Consider the following 23,069-nt stretch of genomic DNA (forward strand, 5'->3'; position numbering starts at 1 on the left):
CATACACAATGAAGCAGTAAAAAGTATCCGTGAGGACTTTAATTTCTCGATGTGTTTGAGTATAGTTGAACACATTTTGAGTGGCAGGTTTTTACAAATGACATTTTATCAGGAACTGCAATTAAATTCCGCTGGTTCCAAAGCCCTGATCCGGATCACCCGGGACAAAAAGGAACGTATGCGCCACATTCTTATCTACAACTTCAAGGTCTATCTGGTTGTCGCCTTCTGCTTTGCCGCCGTCACGCTGTTCAGTATGATATTTGGAAATGAAAACAGTATCGCCGGAGTAGTTGTGCTGCTGGCTCTTTTAGTGCTGCGCCAGGCCGATTTTGGAATCCATACCTCTCACGGGCTTTTATGTATTGCCGGCATCTTTGGCATTCTCATGACCGGCCCCAGACTGTCCAATATGGTATCTCCCTTTGCCGCCTTTTTTATCAATCTGATCTGCATCCTGCTTTTGATGCTTTTAGGCTGCCACAATGTAATCATGTCCAACCATTCTACCTTTGTGCTGTCCTATCTGATTCTTCAGGGCTATGATGTAAGCGGCTATTCCTGGATGATGCGTACGGCCGGGCTTTTTGTGGGTATGCTTTTATGTATGGCAGTATTTTATAAAAATCAGAAACACCGGCTTCACAAAAGAGAATTTAAGGATCTGTTCCACGAATTTGATCCCCGCTCCCTGAGAAATCGGTGGTATATCAAGCTGACCTTATGTGTATCTACGGTACTTTTAATTGCATCTCTTCTCGGTATCCCACGGGCCATGTGGGCCGGAATTGCCTGTATGTCCGTGTGCCTTCCCTTCCAGAAGGATCTTGTAAAACGGGCTCACATACGCTGGATCTACAACATCCTGGGATGCATGATCTTTCTTGTAATCTATGCCGTTCTGCCCAAAGAACTCCATCCCATGATCGGACTTTTAGGCGGCATCGGAGTGGGATACTCTGCCGGATACCCCTGGCAGACGGTATTTAATACCTTCGGCGCCCTCTCCATTGCCTCCGGACTTTTCGGTGCAGCCGGCGCTGTGATCCTGCGCATTGCAACCAATGCAGGCGCTGCCTTCTATACAGCTCTGATGGGCAGTCTCATTGACAGGGCTTCCGACCGGCTTTTCTGCAGGGAATAGAATATGGAAAATCAAAAAACAGCCCAAGGGCCGCCGCCATTTTCAGGCAGCACACCCTGAGCTGTTTTTCATTTTAAAATATTACTTAAGCTCCGGCCAATACTCCTTATTTGCCACAATAAGCTCATCAAGGATCTGCTTTGCCACACCGGCGCTTGGCACGGTCTTGGACAGAGTAAGAGCCTGCCACAGCTTTAAGTAGCTCTTCTCTACATAAGCCTCTACCACAAGCTTCTCAACTGCCAGCTGCTCCTGCATCATCCCGCGCTCAAAGGTGGGGATCTCGCCCTGGCACATAGCCTCAGGACCGTTACTTCCTACTACACAGGGAACCTCTACCATGGCGTCGGAGTCAAAGTTGCTGATCGCGCCCTTGTTCTCCACGATGCACAGCATGATCTCATGGGTGTTGTAGGCGATAGCCTTTGCCAAAGACACGATAAAGGAAGCGTGATTGTCCACGGTAAACTCGCCGCCGGTGGCCGTACCCTTGCGGATGATCTCTCTGGCTGCGCCGAATACCTCTTTCTCACGGCCTTCGATCACCTCGTCGGCGCGGGTGTGGTTTGGGTCGGAATGTTCTACCACATAGTCGGGATAAAGATAATATTTCAGATAAGTATTTGGTAAAAACTGGGGATCCAGTGCCAGAAGGTCCTTTGCCTTTCTGTGGGTTGCCTGCCAGCTCTCATCCATGTGCTGAGTCTCAATGGCCTTCTGAGTAAGGTAACCGTTTTCAGACACATACTCTAAGAGCTTTGGCATATAATCCTCGCCTGTGGTCTTATCCTTTACGCTGGTCCACCAGCCGAAATGGTTCAGGCCGAAATAGCGCACATCCAGATCATCATACTCTTTTCCCACAATGTAGGCCATTCTTCTTCTGGTTCCTACGGGCATATCGCAGATATTGATGACTCTTGCATCGGGACGCAGTACCCGGCAGGCCTCTGCCACGATAGCGGCCGGATTGGAGTAGTTTAACATCCAGCACTCAGGAGAATATTTTACCATATAGTCAATGATCTCCAGCATACCGGTGATGCTTCTCATACCGTAGGCAATACCGCCCGGTCCGCAGGTTTCCTGACCAACCACACCATACTTTAAGGGGATTCTCTCATCTAACTGGCGCATGGCGTATTTTCCCACACGGATATGTGCCATACAGAAATCCTTTCCTGTAAATGCTTCCGCAGGATCTGTGGTGTAGGAGAAATGAATGTGGGGTGCTTCCTCCTTCATCAGTATCTCCAGCGCTTCCCCGATGACAGCCTGACGCTCCCCGTCATTGTCGTAAAGGGTAACGGAATTTAACGGAAAATCCTCCTGGTGCTCCAGCATCATTTTCACGATTCCCGGTGTATAGGTGCTTCCGCCGCCTGCGATTACTACATCAAATGCTTTCTTTGCCATATCTGCATACTCCCTTTCTAAACTTTACTGATCCAGGCCCAGTTCCCTATCCACTGCCTGTCTCACCTGGTTAATGTGGAGACCGTAAATTACCTGTACGTTTTCTCCCTTTTTCATCACTCCGGCAGCTCCTGTCTTCTGCTTTAAAACATCATCCTGTACCAGAGTATTATCCTTTACAATCAGACGCAGACGGGTAAAGCAGTTGTCTACCTTTACGATATTGCCTGCTCCGCCCAGGGCTTCCACGATCAGAGCTGCGTTGATTTCTTCGCCCTTTGCGTTCTTTTTGCCTTCCTGCTTCTCCTTGTACTCAGCCTTGGTATGAAGCTTCATTTCCATGCCCTCAGACTCACGTCCCAGAGTTTTTAAGTTGAACTTGGCGATCATAAAACGGAACAGCAGGTAGTAAACTACAAATTCGCCTACACCAATCAGCAGGTACGTCGGCCATGCTGTCTTTTCAATCCCCAACGGCAGGTTGTAAAGGATAAAGTCAATAAAACCATTCGGTCCGATGGCACGGCAGTTCAGCAGGTTAAATACAACCATACCCAAACCGCTTAATACAGCGTGCGCTACAAACAGGATAGGCGCTGTAAACAGGAAAGAGAACTCGATGGGCTCTGTTACGCCTGCGATAAAGGAGGTAAATGCCGCCGGGATCAGGATTGCCTTGATCTTTGTACGGTTCTCCGGTCTTGCAGTATGGTACATAGCCAGACATGCGCCCACCAGACCGAACATCTTGGAAAGTCCTCTTGCATCCCATACAACAGAAGCGGATAACATCGCTACGTTCGGATCTGCCATTTCTGCATAGTAAATGTTGCGGCAGCCCTCAAATACCTGTCCTGCCACCTCAGCAGTACCGCCAAGATTGGTGTACAGGAACGGAGTGTATACCAGATGGTGAAGTCCTGTGGGGATCAGCAGACGCTCTAATGCTCCATAAAGGAAGATTCCGAAGTTTCCGGCCTGATTGATGAAATATCCCAGCTGGTCAATACCGGACTGAACCACCGGCCATACATAAGTCAGCGCTACTGCCAACAGGATAACCACAGGAATCAGAACGATAAATACGAAACGTGTTCCGCCGTAAATCTGGAACGCATTGTTAAATTCTGTATCAATAAAACGGTTGTGTACATACGCGGTCACGCAGCCCAGGATCATTCCCAGGAATACGCCCATATCCAGAATCTGGATTCCCAGAACCATCGCCTGTCCGGTTCCTCTTAAGGCTGCCGGATCAGCTAAAATACCGCGAAGATCCATAAATTTGTTCATGGCATTGATAAATACCAGAAATGCCAGCATGGCAGTAAATCCGGCTTCCGCCTTTTTCTTCTTTGCCAGTCCAACTGCGATTCCTGCACAGAAGATCAGTCCCAGGTTATTTAAAATAGCCACCAGAGCGCCGGATAAGATGGTTCCGAAGCCCTTTGTTACCGGATTATCCAGGAATGGAAGGATCTCGATCAGTCTTGCGTTTGTAAATACATTTCCCACTGCAATGAGAAGACCGGCGATCGGAAGGATCAGCACCGGCATGAACATAGCTTTGGAAAATGCCTGCATTGTGCTCATAACTTTTTCTTTCATTTCATACCTCTCCGTTTTTCTAACTTTAACCCCGCGTGGTCGATGATTGGATTATACGCAGACAACGGGCAAAAGTACATAGATTTCAGACAAAAGAAAACGTGTTACCCGGATGTGTAACACGTTTTCTTATCCCAGAGAAACCTGGTAATATTCATAAACCAAAAGCTCGATCATGGTCATTATCTTAGAAAAAAACAGGGTCGGCTTCATGTTTCTGTCATCTAAAGGATTGTCATCCGGCACCTCTATAATACAGCCGCAGTGCTCCTTTAAGGGGCTTGCCCCGTCATTGGTAAAGCCCACGGTAAACACTGTGTTCTCCTCTGCCATTTTCACACGGTTGAGCACATAGGGAGAACGGCCCGATCTGGAAAAAACGATAAAAACGCCGATATCCTCCAGATTATTCTCAAAGACTCCAATGGAATCAGCCCCATCAGAAAAAATGCACTTGATTCCCAATACCAGCAGCTTTTTTGCCAGATATTCTGCCATCATGGATGAAAATCCCATGCCATAGATAAAAACCACCTGATCTGTCTGGTAGATCTTTTCTGCAGCCAGACGGAGGCTGCGGTAATTTTCCATGGAAACAGCTCCCTCTCCTGCAAAATGGCTGATAAAGCCCTCGTTCAGCTCATAGCTCTGGCTTCCTTCTCCCACAGCCCCCAAAAGCTTATAATACATCTCAATAAAACCGTTATAGCCCAGCTTTCTGGAAAGACGCATCACCGTAGAAGTAGAAGTAAAATTAGCCTTTGCAACTCCCCGGACCCCCAGCTTCAAAGCCTCATCAAGATGAAGCAGCAGATATTCCAGCACCGCCTGCTCTGTATCCGTCAAAGACACACCGCAGGTCAGCTTATTCAGATCCAGATTCATAAATTTCTCCTTCCTGCTCGGGCAGCTTCTGCAGATATCCAACTGCCACGATCCGGTCGATCAGGTCAATATACCTGCCATCCCGGTAGCTGTACCAGATCTGCTCACAAACCTGACGGAATGCTTCATATTCACTGTCTGTCAGCTGAGTGATCACAGCATTTTTCTGTAAAAGCGCTTCTCTCACAGCCGCCTCTTCCTCAGCCCACAGCTTCCTCTGATATTCGCAGGATTCCTCCGCCGTCTTATCCAGAATCAGCAAATCTCCTTCGGACAGCTTTTTCCGGCTTTCCAGGCTCATCACCAGCACATCTGCAGACCGTGTGTGATTGTCCTCTGTAAAATAAGGCGCCACCTCATAAAATGCCTGAGCATAATAATTTACAATGGAATTTTCCGCCGCGTCTGCCTCCTTTGACTGCAGCGTACGGTACAGTTCGGAATAATCCGCAGTTACCGGCCTTGCCCCCAGTGCTCTTGCCATAGAAAGCGCTGTTTCCGACTGCTGAACCCGTACGTCAAGTCCCTCAAGATCTCCAGGACTGTGTATTTCCCCCCTGGAACTGTAAAAGCAGCGGCTTCCTCCGTCATAGTAGGTCAATCCGTACATCCCAAGCTCTGCCATCTGCGCTCCCCGGAGCAGTTCTTCACCGATCGGGCCATTATGAACCGCCCAGAAATGTTCCGGATCCTCATAAATATACGGCATTCCCAGTACATTAAATTCCTCAACAAAATTTCCCAGAGCCGAAACATCTGCCTTTACGATATCTGTTCCTCCGTACTGAAGCTGCTCTAAACAGGCGCGCCCGTCCCCCATATCCGCATTATTCAATACTTCTATTTTTACCCGTCCCTCCGTCCGCTCCTCTACCTGCTCCGAAAACCATTCCACCGCTTTTGTTGTAATGCTTTCATCTGGAAGATTATTCTTTAAAAGAAGCGTTATCGAAGGCTCTGCCATCCGACCGTCAAAGCCATCGGAAGCAGAACCGCAGGATGCCGCTATCAAACAAAGTACAGCGGCAGCAGTCAGAAAAAACAGCCGTTTTTTTCTATTCACCATGATTTTTTCCTTTTGTTTATCTTATCGCAGCAGCCATCATTTATTCATCAAAGCAGCCAAGAACCGTCTCTAAAAGCAGCCCATTGGCAGTATCATTGATCCGCCGCTCCTCCTCTGCCTCCGGCCCCTCTGCGCCTTCCGGGTTTTCACCGCATATATCTGCTCCGATCAGTGTACGTCCTTTAAGAAAAGTCCTGATAAAATCCGCCGTTTCCGCTATGCCTGCCTGTCCCTGATCCCAGTTGGTGCGGGCAAAATCGGGCGAAAGGACATCCTTATCAATGGAGAGATACACAGGATCCTCAGAATCCTCCAATCGCCGGATATCTCCGGCGCATCCAGAATCCCCAAAGCATCTGGCATATTTTAAAGCTCCGGCTCCCCACTTCTCCTTAAGTGCCTCCTCCGGAATCCATACCACCTTTTTCCACAGTTCTTCCGGAAGCTCATTTTCCGCTTCTTTCACTGCCTCACAGGGTGGGCCTGCCAGAAAAACCCGGTTCAGATAAGGATTCTCCTCCAAAGAGGCCCGAATCCATCCCCCGCAGGAGAGAATATCTCCAAACATGGGCTGCTGCAGATCTGTGTGATGATCCAGTACCAGAAGATCGAAGGGTTCCTTCACCTGATCCAGCCACAGCTTTGTGACATAATGATAATTGCCGGAATCCAGAAAATGGATCCCCTCCGCTCCAAGAGGCTCCATCCTTTCCTTCAGCTCCCTTTCCCCCTCTTCGTCACAGTAGCAGTTGGTGCCGGGAATTGTTCTGCAGTCCAGCCATATTCTGTTTTCCTGCGGAACCGTTTCATAAAAGCTCTCTGTTTCGTAGATCCCGCTGAAATTCATCAGAACCACCTGTTTTTTTCTCATTTGTTTCTGGCTCCTTTTTACAGTGCTGTTCCCTTCTTCGGAATATAAAACCGGCCCATATCCATGCCCTCCAGTTTAAGCAGTGCTTCCTTTGTCCGAATCCCGCCTCCAAATCCGGTTAGATTTCCTCCCGTTCCTACAACCCGGTGACAGGGAATGATGATGCCTATGGGATTATGTCCTACCGCTCCTCCCACTGCCTGGGCAGACATCCGCAAAATGCCTTTTCGGTCTGCCACCTGCTTTGCAATCTGGCCATAAGTTATTGTACAGCCATAGGGGATTTTTAACAGTTCCTCCCAGACCACCTTTCTGAAATCACTTCCCTGCGGCGCCAGAGCCGGGGTAAAGTCCGGCCTTTTTCCTGAAAAGTAAATATCCAGCCATTCCCTTGTTTCTCTCAGAATCCGGGGGATTTTGTCCGCAGCAGGAATACATACCTCACGCTCTTTCGTCAGCCGCTCTACATCTTCGGGATACCGCTCTTGTGGAAAGGAAAGCGCCGTCAAAGCATCCTCTGAAGCTGTAAGAGTCAAAGCACCTACAGGGGACTCATACACTGTCTGATAAATGATTCTTCCTTTGTCATCCATCCGCTCAAATTCTCCTGCTCTCCCAGATCATACCGTTTTTCGTGCCGCTCCCGCCATCTGTCCGATCAATCCCGGCCCAGAGTCCGGTCCGCCTTCAGGCAAAGAAAAAGGAGCCCTGCGGCTCCCTTCCCTTCTTATCACCTGCAGGCAGATTACTTTACTGCGATTGCCTCGATCTCACATAAAACTCCCTTTGGAAGAGTCTTTACTGCTACGCAGCTTCTTGCCGGCTTGGAGGTAAAATACTTTGCATATACTTCATTAAATGCTGCAAAGTCGCCCATATCTGCTAAAAAGCAGGTGGTCTTGAATACCTTATCGAAGCCGCTGCCTGCTGCCTCCAGGATAGCGCCTACGTTCTTACAGCTCTGCTCTGCCTGAGCGGCAATGCCGTCTGCTACTGTACCGTCTGCCGGATTTACAGGAATCTGTCCGGAAGTATAGATTACCCCATTTACCTCAAATGCCTGAGAATAAGGTCCGATTGCACCTGGTGCGTTCTTTGTGTCAATTACGTTCATTCCGAAAACCTCCTAATACCTTAATAAGGCCTATTATAGCCGACTTTTATACATTATGCAATGTTTTATTCTTAATGCAGATCCTATGTTTATGCATCACTTACAGAGGACAACAGAGACAGCAGATATTCCTTCGTATTCCTCACCGGATCCTCCAGCACCAGTTCCAGAAACTGCTGCAGCCGGGTTCCAACCTCTTTTCCGGGCTTCATCCCCGCCTTTATAAGATCATTCCCCGTAACTGCCAGCATTTTAAGGCTTATGCAGTCGCCATCCCGGCGGATCTCATCTCTGAGACAGCAAAGTGCTCTCAGGCACTCCGCCGCAGGCGGACACTCCTCAGCCAGACACAGCTTTACTCTAAGGAGATCGTCAAACAGCTCCGGCTCCATCCGGCTCATAGCCCGGCGCAGTCCGGTTTTTATCCTGTCATTATGCTTGGAAAGCTCTTTTTTTAAATAACCAGCCTGTATAGCTGCACCGTCTTTATCGGACTGTATACTGTCCTCTGTCGGCTCCCCGCACAGGGAAACTTTAATCCACTGAACCAGAGTCTTTACCCTGTAAATAGTATCATTATCCAGCTTCAGCGCCTTAAGCACCAAAACAGCCTCTTTAGGCTCGCATTTCCGCATAAAAACCGCCCAGCGCAGTGATTTTTCCGCCGGAACAGAGGACGGTATGTGAAAGCAGGAGCCGCCGGAAATCTCCGGGATCCGGTGAAAGGTCTCTGATACCCAGGGGCTGATCCCTGTCTCGTAAACCTGCCGGATGCGTCCGGGAAGGGGGCTTATAAGAAGCTTTGTAAGCTCCACCTGAACCCGCTCCCGGCTTACATGGACCAGATTGGAAGCAATTTTTTTTATGGCATTTTCCGTATGCTCCTCAATTTCAAACCCAAGCTGGGCGGAAAAACGGATGGCTCTTAAAATGCGCAGAGCGTCCTCTGTAAAGCGCTCCTCTGCCGCTCCCACACAGCGGATCACACCATCCTCCAGATCCTTCCGGCCTCCAAAGGCATCCACAAGACCGCGATCCCGGTTATAAGCCATAGCATTGATGGTAAAATCCCGGCGCTTTAAGTCCTCAATGAGATCCGGCGTAAAGGTCACGCTGTCCGGATGACGGCCATCAGTATAATCGCCGTCAATCCGGAAGGTAGTAACCTCGTAGCCTTCCTTTCCCATCATTACAGTCACCGTGCCGTGCTGGATTCCTGTATCCACGGTTCTGCGGAATACAGCCTTGACCTCCTCCGGTTTTGCACTGGTGGTAATATCCCAGTCTCCCGGCTCCCGTCCCAGAAGCATATCCCGTACGCAGCCGCCTACCAGATACGCCTCATATCCATGCTCACAAAGCTTTTCTACAATCTCCTGTGCAGCAGCGGGAATCTGTATTTTCATCAATATGCCCGTCCCCAGTAAACCATCTTTTTCGCCGGCTTGCCGCAGCATACGCAGTGGTCGGAGAGATTCTCCTGCTCAAAGGGCATACATCTGGAGGTAGCGCCTGTCTCTTCCTTAATCTTATCCTCACACTCACGGCAGCCGCACCACATAGCCTTTACAAAACCTGGCTTATTGTTAATGGTATCCACAAACTCATCCCATTCTGTAGCAGTATAGGTATGAGCCTCTCTGTGAGCTCTGGCCTTTTCCAGCATATCCTTCTGAATGGTTTCAAGCAGTTCACCGGCCTTTGCCTCCAGCTCGTCCAGGCAAACAACTGTCTTTTCGTGGGTATCTCTGCGCACCAGAACGGCCTGATTCTGCTCCATATCCTTAGGACCGATCTCCACACGCAGAGGAATACCTCGCATCTCGCAGTCTGCAAACTTCCAGCCGGGGCTCTTGTCCGTATCATCTACCTTTACAGCATAGCCGGACTTCACCAGCCGGTCTCTCAGCTCAAACGCCTTGTCTAAAACGCCTTCCTTCTTCTGCTGGATCGGTACAACCATGATCTGTACTGGAGCAATTCTCGGAGGCAGAACCAGGCCGTTGTCATCGCCATGTACCATGATAATAGCGCCGATCATACGGGTTGTCATACCCCAGGAAGTCTGGTAAACGTGCTTTAAGGTATTGTCCTTATCTGCAAACTGGATGCCGAAGGCCTTTGCAAAACCGTCGCCAAAGTTATGGCTGGTACCGGACTGCAGTGCCTTTCCGTCATGCATCAGAGACTCGATGGTATAGGTAGCCTCTGCGCCTGCAAACTTCTCCTTGTCTGTTTTCTGTCCCTTTACAACAGGGATCGCCAGAACCTGCTCGCAGAAGTCAGCGTACACATTTAACATCTGTACGGTTCTCTCCTCTGCCTCTTCCGCTGTGGCATGAGCCGTATGGCCCTCCTGCCATAAGAACTCTCTGGAGCGCAGGAACGGACGGGTTGTCTTCTCCCAACGGACAACAGAGCACCACTGGTTGTAAACTCTCGGAAGATCTCTGTAGGAGTGAATGTCCTTTGCGTAAAAATCACAGAATAACGTCTCAGAGGTAGGTCTTACACACATACGCTCCTGAAGAGGCTCCAATCCACCGTGTGTCACCCATGCAACCTCAGGCGCAAAGCCTTCTACATGATCCTTCTCCTTCTGAAGAAGGCTTTCCGGAATAAATACAGGCATATATACGTTCTGCACGCCTGTTTCCTTAAATCTGCGGTCCAGCTCCTTCTGGATATTCTCCCAGATCGCATAGCCCGCAGGCTTGATTACCATACAGCCCTTTACGCTTGCATAATCGCAGAGTTCTGCTTTCTTTACCACATCCGTATACCACTGGGCGAAATCCACGTCCATGGATGTGATGGCTTCTACCATTTTTTTGTTGTCTGCCATGATGATTCTCCTTTTCTTTTCTATATAACAAAAAAGCCATCCAATCCCATGCATCTATGCGCTCTGCAAGGGACCGAACAGCTCGGCGGTACCACCCTGATTAGTCTTTATGACTCTCTCTTTTATCCATTAACGCCGGATCTGCGCTGTATTCATCATACAGGGCTCCAGGGCCGGTTGGGTCCGGGCTTTCGTAAGGAACTTCCACCTTTTGTTCCTCTCTCTGCAACGTGCTCCGGGCTTACTATTCCCCTTCTTAGCCTTTCTCATGTATCTATGTCGCATCATGGAAAGTATGTCTTTCGTCATTGTAAATTCTACGACGGATTGTGTGGTTTGTCAACATGGATATTTTCCCGACGCTTGAAAAAATATGCCGCAGATACCAGATGAATCCGGCTCCTGCGGCATATCGCTGTTCATTTATGTTACAACACATTTCTTAAAGCAGATTATTAACGATACCATGGTACAATCTGAATACGAAGCTCAGAACCACCATCATAGTAGAAATCTCCTACTTCCTTTAACTTATAGCCTTCCGGTACATTGGTCAGCTCGCTGGAATTTACATTTCCCTTTCCGTCTACAAGACCCGCTGCCCAGATCTCTCCGTTCGCCCATACATGGTTTTCTTCCTCGCATACATACACTACATTTACCATTCCACCAAGTTTCTGCTCCGGTACAATCTGAACCCGAAGCTCTGCGCCGCCGTCATAGTAGAAATCTCCTACTTCCTTTAACTTATAGCCTTCCGGTACATTGGTCAGCTCGCTGGAGTTTACATTTCCCTTTCCATCTACAAGGCCCGCTGCCCAGATCTCTCCGTTCGCCCATACATGGTTCTCTTCCTCGCATACATACACTACGTTTACCATTCCGCCATACTTATGCTCTGGCACAATCTGAATACGGAGTTCTGCGCCGCCGTCGTAGTAGAAGTCTCCTACTTCCTTTAACTTATAGCCTTCCGGCACATTGGTCAGCTCGCTGGAGTTTACATTTCCCTTTCCATCTACAAGGCCCGCTGCCCAGATAACGCCATTGGCCCAGACGGTATTATCCTCCTCACAGAAGTAAACTACATTTACTGCTCCGCCTGCTGCCGGACGGTGCTCGCTGTTATTACCACCTCCATGATTCCCATTTCCATGACCGTGTCCGCCTTCCCAACGATCGTCATCATCGTCATCGTCCCAACGGTCATCATCCCAGCGATCATCGTCGTCATCGTCATCGTCCCAGCGATCGTCATCATCCCAACGATCTTCCCATCTGTCCTCCCAATCCTCTCCATGGTGAGGTCTTGCCTGAGCTTCTACACTGCCGAACTGGGTTCCTGCCATCACGAATGCTGCTGCAAATAATAAACCGGTTAAATTACGTTTTCTCATATAGGAAACCTCCTTTTATACATATTGTTTGTTTTATCTGTTTTTTATGAGCAGATTATAGCTAATTTTTCACCATGAATCAATAGATTTTAAAAAAAGTAAGAAAACGTATAGGAAATGTAAACAAGACAGAAAAATGTAAGAAACCGTTATGAAACTGTTACTTTTTCTGCATGTCCTTTCCCTGATGCAGTGACAGAAAGCAGTTTTCTTCATGCCCCCATACAACGCCAACCGCCTGCAGATAGGCATATACAACTGTAGTTCCCACAAACTTCATTCCGCGCTTTTTAAGATCTTCTGAAATCCGGTCAGACAAAGCAGAGTTTGTCTTGCCTGTCTCGCAGATTACCTTTCCCTCTGTCCAGTGCCACAGATAACAGTCAAAGCTTCCGTACTCTGCCTGAATCTTTCTAAATATACGGGCATTGGTGACAGCGGCAATTATTTTCAGAGAATTACGCACAATTCCCGCATTTTCTTTCAGTTCCTGAAGCTTCTCCTCTCCATACCCGCAGACAGTTTCCAGCTCAAACTCATCAAATGCCTGTTTGAAGGCCTCTCTCTTATTTAAAATGCATTCCCAGGAAAGCCCTGCCTGAAAACACTCCAAAACCAGCATTTCAAACAGCTTTCTGTCATCATGAACCGAGCGTCCCCATTCCTCATCATGGTAGCGGATATACCGCTCATTCTTTGGATTGGCCCAGCAGCACCTGCATTTTCCATCCTTCCATTTCACCCTGTCTTCCTCCTGTATAACAGAAAATGCTCCCGAAAGCCCCATACAGGGATTCCGGGAGTACATTTTCCTCTCATCATTTCACCTTTATTTTCTCAGAATAGTTACAGAATCTTTTCACCGCAGGCATATTTTCCATATACCTCCCGTTCGTCGCCCAGATAGATCACTCGCTCCAGACGCTGCTTCACCGTCAGCGGTTGGGGATGGATCAGGCGGCTGTCGTCAATGATAACCGCATCAAATTCATATCCCGGCTCAAAGCTTCCTGTCTTTCCAAAGAACGCTCCGCCGCCCTTGGAAGCCATATAAAAGACCTCCTCTGCGGTAAGAGGCTTTAAGGAGTCATCCTGCAGCCTCCATCTTAATTTGGATGCCTGGATGGCCTGAGACATGGCGGTAAAGAGATTTTCTGTAGAACCTCCTGCCACGTCGCTTCCAAGACCCACATGAAGGCCCTCCTCCAGATACCGCCGCACCGGTGCGACGCCGGAAGAGAGATTGGTATTGGATTCCGGACAATGGGCCACAAATACGCCTTTCTCCTTCATAAGAGCCATTTCCTCTTTTCCGGAATAAACGCAGTGAGCCATTACAGTGGGGCAGTCTCCTCCGAACAGTCCAAACTTATCATAAGCATCGCCATAAAATTCAGACCAGGGACAAAGCTCCTTCACCCAGGCAATTTCCCCCGGATTTTCTGATAGATGAGACTGCATCGGAAGATGGGTTTCCGTCTGAATCTCTTTTAAAAGCTCCATCAGCTCATCTGTACAGCTGGGAGTAAAACGCGGAGTCAGAATCGGTCTGGTATTCTTATACTTCCGGTCAGCTACGGCCTTCAGCCACTCCCTGGTAGCCTGAGCGGAAGCCTCAGCTGATGGCTCACATAGATAATCCGGGCTGTTGCGATCCATATTTACCTTTCCAACCATGGTGTGAAGCCCGGCCTCCTCTAAAAGATCCATCAGAATCAGCGTGGCCTCATTGTGAATGGTCCCGAAAATGCAGGCCCGCACGGTAGCGCTCTTTTTCAACTGCTCTGCAAACATTTCATAGGCCTTTTTGGCATACTCCGCATCCTTATATTTGGACTCCTCCGGAAATGTATTTGTTTCCAGCCACTCCAACAGCTCCATGTCCATTCCAAGGCTGCGGAATGTATACTGAGGAGCATGGATATGGAGATCCGTCAGTCCGGGGATAATCAGGCGGTCCTCCATATCCTCCACGGGTATGCCCTTTAATTCCTCCGGAAGCACCGAATACACATCCCGAACCCGGCCTTCTTCACATACCAGCCAGCCCTGTTCCATCACTTCAAATCGGGTTCGCTCCTTTGTATAAATGATATTTCCCTTCAGTGCAAATGTTTTCTGTTCCATAGATTCCATCCTCCTTACAATTCCCTTTTATCTAAGGGTCATAAATGCATAGCGGAACACAAATACCACAGCGATCAGTCCTGTCAGTACTTCTACCTCCTTCGGTCTTCTTGCAAGGATCTTCAGAATGCAGTATGTAATAAGCCCCATTGCAATCCCGTTTGCAATTGAATAGGTAAAAGGCATAAATACAACGGTACAGAAAGCCGGAAGTCCGTTTGTCATATCCGAAAAATCAACATCCTTGATATTGCTCAGCATCAGAACGCCCACAAAGATCAGAGCCGGTGCAGTTGCCGCTGCCGGCACAATGCTTACAACCGGGGCAAAAATAATGGCTCCAAGGAAAAGAGCTGCTGTTACCAGGCTGGTCATTCCAGTCCGTCCTCCTGCTGCAATGCCTGCGCTGGATTCCACTACAGTCGTTACGGTAGAAGTACCCACTAATGCTCCTGCTGCTGTGGAAATCGCATCCGCCATCAGTGCTTCCTGCATATGAATCACTTCTCCGTTCTCGTCGATCAGGCCGGACTGGCGTCCTGCTCCCATAAGTGTTCCCATTGAGTCAAACATATTTACCAGTGAAAAGCTGAGTACCAGCATAATAATAGTAAAAATGGCATCTGTAACGCTCTTTCCCTCAAACAGGCCTGCCACATCCATTTTAAACAGAGAAACCTCACCAAAATCTCTGAATTTTGCAGCCAGATCCAGGTCAAAGGCAGACAGCTTTGTCACTCCCAGAGGGATTCCTACCACTGTGGCTGCTACAATTCCCCAGAGAATCGAACCCTTTACATTCTTTGTGTGAAGAACTCCTATGACAATCAGTCCGATCAAAGCCACCAGAGCGCCGCAGATCAGCTGTGTATCCACGCCATTTCTCCACTGGGCAAAATCAACCATGCTTACAAGCGTAGAGGGATTGCTTACAACCAGCCCCGCATTCTTTAATCCCACAATGGTGATAAACAGGCCGATTCCCGGCGTGATCGCCATTTTAATCGGCTCCGGTATGGCCCGGATAATCGCCTGGCGCAGTCCCACTGCCGTGATTACGATAAACAGTACGCCTGAAATAAATACAATTGTCAATGTCTGATGATAAGTATACCCCATTCCCAGCACAACCGTATAGGCAAAAAATGCATTCAGCCCCATACCGGGAGCCTGAGCTAAAGGCACCTTGGCATATACCGCACACAGAATCGTACCAATAAAAGCGCCGATGCAGGTTCCAATAAATACGCCGTTGGAGATTTTAGAGGCCATATCCATGTCTCCCCCGATGACAAATGGATCAGCCAGGATCTGAGGATTCAGGATCAGGATATACGCCACCGTGATAAAGGTGGTGATCCCTGCCAAAACCTCTGTGCGCATATTAGAGCCGCTTTGTGAAATCCCAAAAAACCATTCGAAAAAACCTTCCCTTTTTTCCAATGTTATGTCCTCTCTTTCACATTTTTCTTCATCAGCAGCCAGTCTGCGTGCGTTCTGCCTCATCCCTCCTTTCTCTACAGATAATCTCTGCTTGTGTAACCCACTGAATTTCATAGGATGCTCTTTCCTATGAACTAAAAAAGGTTCCGCCAACGCGGAACCTAAATCTGCTCATATCTGCCCCAAAGACCGCGCACAGCTGCATGGCGGCCGCCCAAAACCAGCCCCATGAAACTATGTAGTCAACTATTTACGGCAGTTGGTAGAAACTCTGGACCAATCTCCAGGATATACATAAAAAATCTGCTTTTATGAAGTTACTTTCATTATAAGCATTCCCATTTTATTTGTCTATCCTAAAAAGTATCGAAAAACCAAGCTCTTTTATAGGTACTTTATACAAAAACTTTTGTGGTACCTTTTATTTTTTGTATTTTCTAAGTGTTTATAAATACTCCCCATTGCTTCGGATTACATCCTGATACCAGTAAAAGGATTTCTTTTTCTGTCTCTTAAGACTTCCTTTTCCTTCATCATCTCTGTCTACATAAACAAACCCATATCGTTTGCTCATCTCCCCTGTAGATGCAGACACCAGGTCAATACAGCTCCAGACAATATAGCCCATAAGCTCTACTCCGTCTTCCATTGCCAGCTTCATCGCCTCAATGTGCTTTTTCAGATAGTCGATCCGGTAATCATCCTCAACCGTTCCTTCCGGTGTGAGCACATCTCTTGCGCCAAGACCATTTTCTACAATAAAAAGCGGTTTCTGATAGCGGTCATAAAGCTGATTCATTGTGATCCGAAGACCAAGAGGGTCAATGGCCCATCCCCACTGGCTTGTTTTCAGCCAGGGGTTTTTCACGGATTTCACCACATTTCCCTCATTTGACGTCTTATCCGCCATATCCGCAGCCACACAGCGGCTGGAATAATAGCTGAAGGACATAAAATCAACTGTATTTTTTAAGATATCCGAATCTTCCGGCTCCATATTCAGACAGATACCCTTTTCCCTGAAAAGCTTTTTGGCATAGCTGGGATAATGTCCGCGAACCTGCACATCAATGAAAAACAGATTTTCCTGTTCTTTTTTTACAGACTCCCATACATCCTCCGGATTACAGGAATACGGATAAAAGCTTCCTCCGGCCAGCATACAGCCCACTTTATTTTCTGGATCTGTTTCATGGGCTGCTTTTGTGACAAGAGCGCTTGCTACAAGCATATGGTGAGCCGCCTGATAAATAACCTGATTTCTGTTTTCTCCCTCTGCAAAGGCAATTCCTGCCCCTGAAAACGGACTGTGCAGCACAATATTGATTTCATTAAATGTAAGCCAGTATTTTACCAGTCCCTTTAATTCCCTGAAGCATGTTTTTGCATACCGTACAAAGCAGCCGATCACCTCTCTGCTTCTCCAGGAGCCATATTTCCGGATCAGGCCATACGGCACATCAAAATGGCACAGCGTAACCAGAGGCTCCATCCCATATCTGCGGCATTCCTTAAACAGGTCTTTATAAAAAGCGATTCCTTCCGGATTGGGGAATGCCTCATCTCCCTCAGGAAACAGTCTGGACCAGGAAATAGAGGTGCGGAATACCTTAAGTCCCAATTCCCCCATTAAGGCCAGATCCTCTTTATAATGATGATAAAAATCAATCGCCTCATGGCTGGGATAAAAGGCATCTGTCTGCAGCTCAGGATCAGAAACCTTTCCCAGCTTCACATCCATACGACTGGAACCGTGGGGGATCAGGTCGATATTGCTGATCCCACGGCCTCCTTCCCGATAAGCTCCTTCTGCCTGATTGGCAGAAATGGCTCCTCCCCATAAAAAATTCTCCGGTACTCTGAAATCACTCAATGTTATTTCTCCTCTTCTGGAATATCCTCAAAACCGATCACCAGTGTCAGCACAAAGGACAGGACAATGGATAAAATGGTGATGCCTGCAATCCACGCAATACTTCTTCCCGGATTCGCCGGATCGATAAACTGTACTCCGGTGAGAACGCTGGGCGATACCATGGAACGGCTGGCAAGCCCTCCGATTCCGGCCAGACAGCCACAAACAAAGCCTGTGATCAGAGAAGCCAGAAGAGGACGCTTTAAGCGCACTGCAACGCCATAGAGAGCAGGCTCTGTAGTTCCTGCGATCAGAGCAGAAGATGCTGCCGCAAGAGCCGTCTGTCGAAGCTCACTGTTCTTTGTTTTTAATGCAACTGCAAGAGATACGCCGCCCAGTGAAAGATTTGCTCCGATCTCAGAGGGCATTACTGTACCCTCCATTCCCGTCTCGGAAATAGTCTGTAAAATAGTTGGCGTAAATACACGGTGCATACCGGTAATTACAAGGAGCGGCCAGATCGCGCCCATGATTCCTACTGCCACAAAGCCAAGCTTGTCCTGAACTGCGAAAACGAATGAGGAAATGCCTTCTCCTACATATATACCTGCCGGCCCAATGATTAAAATAGCAATGGGAGCCGCAATCAGAAGAATCAGCATGGGCTTTAAGAAGTTCTTTGTCACAGCCGGAGTGATCTTATCAACGCCCCGCTCAATATAGGACAGGATCCATGTCATACAGATTGACGGGATAACGGTATAGGTATACTTTACGGAAGCAATGGGGATTCCCATAAAATGAGCCGCTGTATCGCCTACTGTAACTGCCTCCATCATGCTTCTGAAATCCGGATGGATCAGAACTCCTGCAATGGAAATTGCCAGAAACATATCCGTCTTAAATTTCTTTGCTGCGGACGCTGCTACCAGCATCGGAAGGAAGTAGAATGCTCCGTCGCCAATGGTATTGATCAGCTTATAGGTTTCTGAATCAGCAGACAGGATACCTGCCATTCCAAGGAGCATAACCAGAAGCTTTACCATGGAGCCGCCGATGATAGCCGGAATCAGCGGGGACATGGTTCCCACAATCGCATCCAGAATGTTATTTCCCACTTTTTTCAGTGTCAGAGGTTCTTTCTTCTCACCTTTGGCAATTTCACTCTGCTCGCCAAAATTTCCCAGTTTTAAAACCTCCTGATAAGCGGTTCCTACATGGTTGCCGATGATGATCTGGTACTGTCCTCCCTGTTTTACCAGACCCATAACACCGTCAATTGCTTTTACTGCCTCATCATCTGCCAGTGTTTCATCCTTTAACACAAAGCGGAGACGGGTCATACAGTGAGTAACGTTTGCAATGTTGTCGATCCCACCAATCTGCTCTACGATTTTTCTGGAAATAACCGTATAATCTTTTGCCATTTTCTTTTCCCCCTTAAGGATTTTGATAGATACATTATACGAAGGGAATCATCTACTGTCATCGCTTTCAGGGCCTAAAAAAACAAGTGACACCTTTAATCACTTGTTTTTTATATGTAACAGGATGTTTTATCAAATAGCTCCTGGCCCTTTAGAGGTATAGCGGTACAGCTTCTTGCCCAGACGTTCCACAATACTCACCGCCGGGATCTGGGTTGTAACATCATAATCACCCAGCCGCATATAGCTGACATAATATGCAATATTATGATCAGACAGCTTTGCTATGGTGCAGTTTTCCGTATTCGTGATGCTGAGGATCCGGCAGTTCTGCTCCTTAAACCGCATAACATGCCGGATGGTATCTCCGGATTCCCCCGATACAGAAAATACGATCACAAGACTGTCCTTTAAAAAACTGCTCTCTGTAGGATAGTGCGGTTCATCAATATACAGGCAGAATTTACCCATACTTGAAAAATACCGCGCTCCATATTTTGCCACGATCCCCGACATACCGCTGCCTACCAGAAAAACATGGTTTGCATGAAAAATAACCTCTGCCAGCATTTCCAGCTTATCTTCAAACTCCTGCGCTGCGGTTTTTTTAAGAAAGTCAACGACTTCTGAAATATCATCCCTTACGTTTGCCTGATCCTTCCTGGTCTGACAATCCCGAAGCTGCAGCTTAAATTCTGAATAGCCGCTGCATCCCATTTTTTTACAAAACCGCAGAATGGTAGACGTTGAAACATGTACCTCATCAGCCAGCTCCCGAATCCTCATATATTTCACCTTTTCAGGATCTTTTACAACATATTCATAGACCATTCTCTCCAGATCATTTAAGGCTTTTACCTGCTCCACATCAAACATTTTCATGTCCTCTCCCATCATTTCTAACACCAGTCTATCAGCCAAAGCTTCTGCCTGTCAAGTAAGTTTCCCTCTGTCTGCTCCTCCTTCCCATATCTCTGTCAGATCCTCGATCAAAAGCAGTCCCAGAGGCCCTAAAATAAATCCCAAAATACCAAATAATTCCATTCCCACATACACTGCCGCCAGTGTTTCCAGAGGAGATAAGCCAACCTCACTGCCCATATACTTCGCTTCCAGATACTGGCGCGCAAAGTAACAGGCCAGATAGAGAGCCGAAAGGATCAAAGCATCCTTCCACTGTCCTCCCAGCACGCACAAAAAAGCCCAGGGCAGAAGGACAGCCCCTGCTCCCAAAAGAGGCAGGGCGTCCAGAAGAGCTATGGCTGTGCCTGCCAAAACAGCATATGGATTTCCCATCCAGATCATGGCTCCTATACTCAAACCACAGGTTAAAAGAAGGATGATGCCCTGGCTTTTAAACCATGCCTTCCCAGTCTGTACCAGGCGGCTCCCGATAAGATTAAACTCTCTGCGAAACAAGGACTGATCCCGCCTGTGCCGAAGCTCTTCCATCTCCTGAAGACTCAGGACGGCCGCCAGAAAGGAAACCAGGCAAACGAGAGTCAGACGTATAAAAAAAGCCGCTGCAGGCAGGGAATTTGTCATAAGAAAAGGCATCAGGCTTTCTTTCGCCTTCTCCCCCAATGTGGCTGTCATTTCAGCTGCTGTTTCAAACAGACAGCCGGACTTTAAGCCTGCTGCCCGTTCCATTTTCATACAGTATTCCGCCATCCGGCTGTCAAAATCCATGATCCACAGGGGCAGACGGACTGCCAGAAGCTGCAGTTCCCGGCACAGGCGCAGGATTCCCTGCCAGACCAAAATCCCCAGACCGCCAAATATAATCCCTATTTCTGCTGCTCCGATCAATCCAGAGGGAATTTTCCATGTTTTTCCAAATGCAGAAAACTGAAAACGATACCGGATAAAACGGACCGAAGGGCGCAGGATCAAGGCCAGCGTATAGCCAATGAAAAAAGGAGCCACAAGAGGCAGCAGGTACTTTAAACCTGCATAGACCAATCCTGTGGTTCCTGTTATGATTAAAAATTTCTTCAGTTTTTTACCGGGCTTTTCCATGGACTCACCTGTTTTTTGATTTGTACTTCCTTTGTACACTCCTAGTATGAGCCTTTGGAAAAATAATATTCATAAAACATATATTTTCTTTTTTTAAGACAGATCCCGGCACAACTCTCCCAGATATGCCGTCACTGCTCTGAGACAGCCGTCCACTCCTACGAGTCCGCTGTCTACGCACAGATGATAATTCTGCGCCTTTCCCCAGGTATTTCCAGTATAATACTGATAATAATCCTTCCGCTTCCGGTCTACCTCACGGATCCGGCGCTCCATTTCCTTTTCATCCGATCCCGGCTCCAGCTCCATCATACGGCGGATCCTGTTTTTCATCTTTGCATAAACAAAAATATTGATGCTGTCCTCCAATACCATATCAGCACACCGGCCGACAATAATACAGGGGCCATGGGATGCCAGACGGCGGATCACATTCGACTGCGCCACGAAAATCTGATCCGACATGGGAACCTGGTAAATGTCAGAAAATGCATGATAAAAATTCCGATCCAGGGGATCTTCCACCACAATATGCTCGTCATACCTGCGAAATGCTTCTTCCGCAATATTGATATCGTCGGCAGCCATGGAAATCAGTTCCTTATCATAAAAAGGAATCCCCAGCGCATCTGCCAGCTTTACCCCCAGCTCGCGTCCACCGCTTCCAAATTCACGGCTTACTGTAATTACTTTATTCATAACGTCCACCGTCCCTTCTCCTTTGTCTGTGCCTGTATGGATCCATAAGAGCCATCCGGTTATGGGGCTATTATAGCATACCTTACCGTCATTCCACAAGGATGAACCGGACGTGATTTTTCCTTATCTCCCCTCAGCCACAATCCGGTCGATCATATCCACATAATCGCTGCAGTATTTTCCGTACATAGGCATAACCGCAGCCTGAAAGCGGGACTTTTCTTCTTTGGAAAGCTCTGTTATGATACAGCCTGCTTCACGGATATTCTGCTCAGACTGCGCCTCACGCTCCTTCCACAGAGAACGCTCATACCTTGCGGATTCTTTGGCACACTGGGTAATAATGGTTCTGTACTCCTCAGGCAGCTTATCCCAGGTGGACTGGGCCGCCAGCTGCAGCTCCGGCACTCGGGTATGCTCATCGATGGTGTAATACCTGGCTACCTCATAATGCCTTGTGGACTCATAAGAGGGCCAGTTATTTTCCGCTCCGTCGATTTCCCCGGTCTGAAGGCCGGAATAAACTTCCCCGTAAGCCATCTGCTTCGGCACGGCTCCCAGCGCACGGATGCTGTCGCTCATAAGCTCCGACTCCTGAACACGGATGGTAAGCCCCTTCATATCCTCCAGCTTCTCTATGGGACGGACCGAATTGTAAAAATTTCTGGCTCCTGCGTCATACCAGGAAAGAGCTACCAGACTGGAGCCCTCAAAGGAACCTAAAAAGCTGTCCCCGATTTCCCCTTCCAGCACCTTCCACATATGCTCCGCACCTGTATACAGATAGGGAAGCTGAAGGACATTCAATTCCGGCACAAATTCCGATAAAGGCGACAGAGACACACGGGCAAAATCAACGCCGCCGAACTGAAGCTGCTCGATCACCGTTCTCTCATCCCCCAGAATCCCCTCGGCATTGATCAGGATTTCCACCTTTCCTCCGGTTCTCTGCTTTACCAGTTCTGCAAATCTGTAAGCTCCCTGAGTAGTAGGATAGTCCTCTGCCTGATTTTCCGCATAGGTCAGCACAAACTCTGGTACATTTTCTTCCCCGGCCCCCTTCTCTCTGCTTTGGCACCCCCATACCGAGGCGGACAACGCCAGGATCAGGCCGGCAGCCAGGATGTTTCTCTTCCCTTTCACTGCTTCCTCC

The 23,069-nt window shown here is 48.1% G+C and carries 20 protein-coding genes and 1 riboswitch; of the genes, 1 reads left to right on the top strand and 19 read right to left on the bottom strand.

All coding sequences use genetic code 11. The features are described from left to right. Positions 1–97 precede the first annotated feature (97 nt). The gene (locus WKT10_RS01570) at positions 98–1,144 is read left to right on the top strand and encodes an FUSC family protein (RefSeq protein ID WP_337433351.1); all 1,047 of its coding nucleotides are present in this window, start codon (positions 98–100) and stop codon (positions 1,142–1,144) included. A gap of 81 nt (positions 1,145–1,225) precedes the next feature. Here WKT10_RS01570 and WKT10_RS01575 read toward each other — a convergent pair whose 3' ends face one another. From WKT10_RS01575 to WKT10_RS01665, 19 genes are all read right to left on the bottom strand, one after another. After that, positions 1,226–2,560: a 6-phospho-alpha-glucosidase gene (locus tag WKT10_RS01575; RefSeq protein ID WP_066544783.1), complete on the bottom strand. Its 1,335-nt coding sequence runs from the start codon at positions 2,558–2,560 to the stop codon at positions 1,226–1,228. 24 nt (positions 2,561–2,584) lie between these two features. Then, positions 2,585–4,168: a PTS transporter subunit EIIC gene (locus WKT10_RS01580; protein ID WP_340275007.1), complete on the bottom strand. Its 1,584-nt coding sequence runs from the start codon at positions 4,166–4,168 to the stop codon at positions 2,585–2,587. A gap of 129 nt (positions 4,169–4,297) precedes the next feature. Next, positions 4,298–5,053 carry a MurR/RpiR family transcriptional regulator gene (locus WKT10_RS01585; protein ID WP_066544789.1) on the bottom strand — a complete coding sequence of 252 codons (756 nt, stop codon included), beginning with the start codon at positions 5,051–5,053 and terminating at the stop codon, positions 4,298–4,300. After that, a complete protein-coding gene (locus tag WKT10_RS01590; RefSeq protein ID WP_340275010.1) occupies positions 5,034–6,119 on the bottom strand; it encodes a DctP family TRAP transporter solute-binding subunit in 1,086 nt (361 codons plus the stop codon). The genes WKT10_RS01585 and WKT10_RS01590 overlap by 20 nt, the downstream gene beginning before the upstream one ends. Positions 6,120–6,159: 40 nt before the next feature. Next, on the bottom strand, positions 6,160–6,990 hold the full coding sequence (locus WKT10_RS01595) for an arginase family protein (protein WP_066544792.1): 831 nt from the start codon (positions 6,988–6,990) through the stop codon (positions 6,160–6,162). 17 nt (positions 6,991–7,007) lie between these two features. Continuing rightward, positions 7,008–7,565 carry a methylated-DNA--[protein]-cysteine S-methyltransferase gene (locus WKT10_RS01600; protein WP_066545291.1) on the bottom strand — a complete coding sequence of 186 codons (558 nt, stop codon included), beginning with the start codon at positions 7,563–7,565 and terminating at the stop codon, positions 7,008–7,010. A gap of 170 nt (positions 7,566–7,735) precedes the next feature. Then, the gene (locus tag WKT10_RS01605) at positions 7,736–8,104 is read right to left on the bottom strand and encodes a RidA family protein (protein ID WP_066544793.1); all 369 of its coding nucleotides are present in this window, start codon (positions 8,102–8,104) and stop codon (positions 7,736–7,738) included. A gap of 89 nt (positions 8,105–8,193) precedes the next feature. Further along, entirely contained in the window at positions 8,194–9,510 is a 1,317-nt protein-coding gene (locus tag WKT10_RS01610) for a CCA tRNA nucleotidyltransferase (protein WP_340275013.1), read from the bottom strand. Next, positions 9,510–10,949, bottom strand: a complete 1,440-nt coding sequence (gene proS / locus WKT10_RS01615) for a proline--tRNA ligase (RefSeq protein ID WP_066544797.1) — start codon at positions 10,947–10,949, stop codon at positions 9,510–9,512. Before proS ends, WKT10_RS01610 begins: the two co-directional genes overlap by 1 nt. Before the next feature lie 455 nt (positions 10,950–11,404). Continuing rightward, positions 11,405–12,346 carry a hypothetical protein gene (locus WKT10_RS01620; protein WP_340275015.1) on the bottom strand — a complete coding sequence of 314 codons (942 nt, stop codon included), beginning with the start codon at positions 12,344–12,346 and terminating at the stop codon, positions 11,405–11,407. 160 nt (positions 12,347–12,506) lie between these two features. Then, the gene (locus WKT10_RS01625) at positions 12,507–13,088 is read right to left on the bottom strand and encodes a DNA-3-methyladenine glycosylase I (protein ID WP_066545296.1); all 582 of its coding nucleotides are present in this window, start codon (positions 13,086–13,088) and stop codon (positions 12,507–12,509) included. Between the two features lie 104 nt (positions 13,089–13,192). Next, positions 13,193–14,473, bottom strand: a complete 1,281-nt coding sequence (locus WKT10_RS01630) for an amidohydrolase family protein (RefSeq protein ID WP_340275017.1) — start codon at positions 14,471–14,473, stop codon at positions 13,193–13,195. 27 nt (positions 14,474–14,500) lie between these two features. Further along, positions 14,501–15,856 carry an NCS2 family permease gene (locus WKT10_RS01635; RefSeq protein WP_445292985.1) on the bottom strand — a complete coding sequence of 452 codons (1,356 nt, stop codon included), beginning with the start codon at positions 15,854–15,856 and terminating at the stop codon, positions 14,501–14,503. 279 nt (positions 15,857–16,135) lie between these two features. Then, a riboswitch (purine riboswitch) is annotated at positions 16,136–16,232 on the bottom strand. Between the two features lie 129 nt (positions 16,233–16,361). Continuing rightward, positions 16,362–17,789 (bottom strand): 6-phospho-beta-glucosidase, encoded by a 1,428-nt coding sequence (gene ascB, locus WKT10_RS01640; RefSeq protein ID WP_337434150.1) that lies wholly within the window; start codon positions 17,787–17,789, stop codon positions 16,362–16,364. 2 nt (positions 17,790–17,791) lie between these two features. Beyond that, entirely contained in the window at positions 17,792–19,198 is a 1,407-nt protein-coding gene (ascF, locus tag WKT10_RS01645; RefSeq protein WP_337933839.1) for a PTS cellobiose/arbutin/salicin transporter subunit IIBC, read from the bottom strand. A gap of 132 nt (positions 19,199–19,330) precedes the next feature. Then, on the bottom strand, positions 19,331–20,080 hold the full coding sequence (locus WKT10_RS01650) for a MurR/RpiR family transcriptional regulator (RefSeq protein ID WP_340275021.1): 750 nt from the start codon (positions 20,078–20,080) through the stop codon (positions 19,331–19,333). Positions 20,081–20,131: 51 nt separating this feature from the next. After that, positions 20,132–21,217: an AI-2E family transporter gene (locus WKT10_RS01655; RefSeq protein WP_340275023.1), complete on the bottom strand. Its 1,086-nt coding sequence runs from the start codon at positions 21,215–21,217 to the stop codon at positions 20,132–20,134. Positions 21,218–21,310: 93 nt separating this feature from the next. After that, on the bottom strand, positions 21,311–21,916 hold the full coding sequence (locus tag WKT10_RS01660) for a cytidylate kinase-like family protein (RefSeq protein ID WP_066545300.1): 606 nt from the start codon (positions 21,914–21,916) through the stop codon (positions 21,311–21,313). Between the two features lie 123 nt (positions 21,917–22,039). Then, the gene (locus WKT10_RS01665; protein WP_334302643.1) at positions 22,040–23,014 is read right to left on the bottom strand and encodes a TRAP transporter substrate-binding protein; all 975 of its coding nucleotides are present in this window, start codon (positions 23,012–23,014) and stop codon (positions 22,040–22,042) included. Between the last annotated feature and the right edge of the window lie 55 nt (positions 23,015–23,069).

Source organism: Enterocloster sp. HCN-30185, assembly GCF_037890305.1.
Taxonomy (GTDB): domain Bacteria; phylum Bacillota; class Clostridia; order Lachnospirales; family Lachnospiraceae; genus Enterocloster.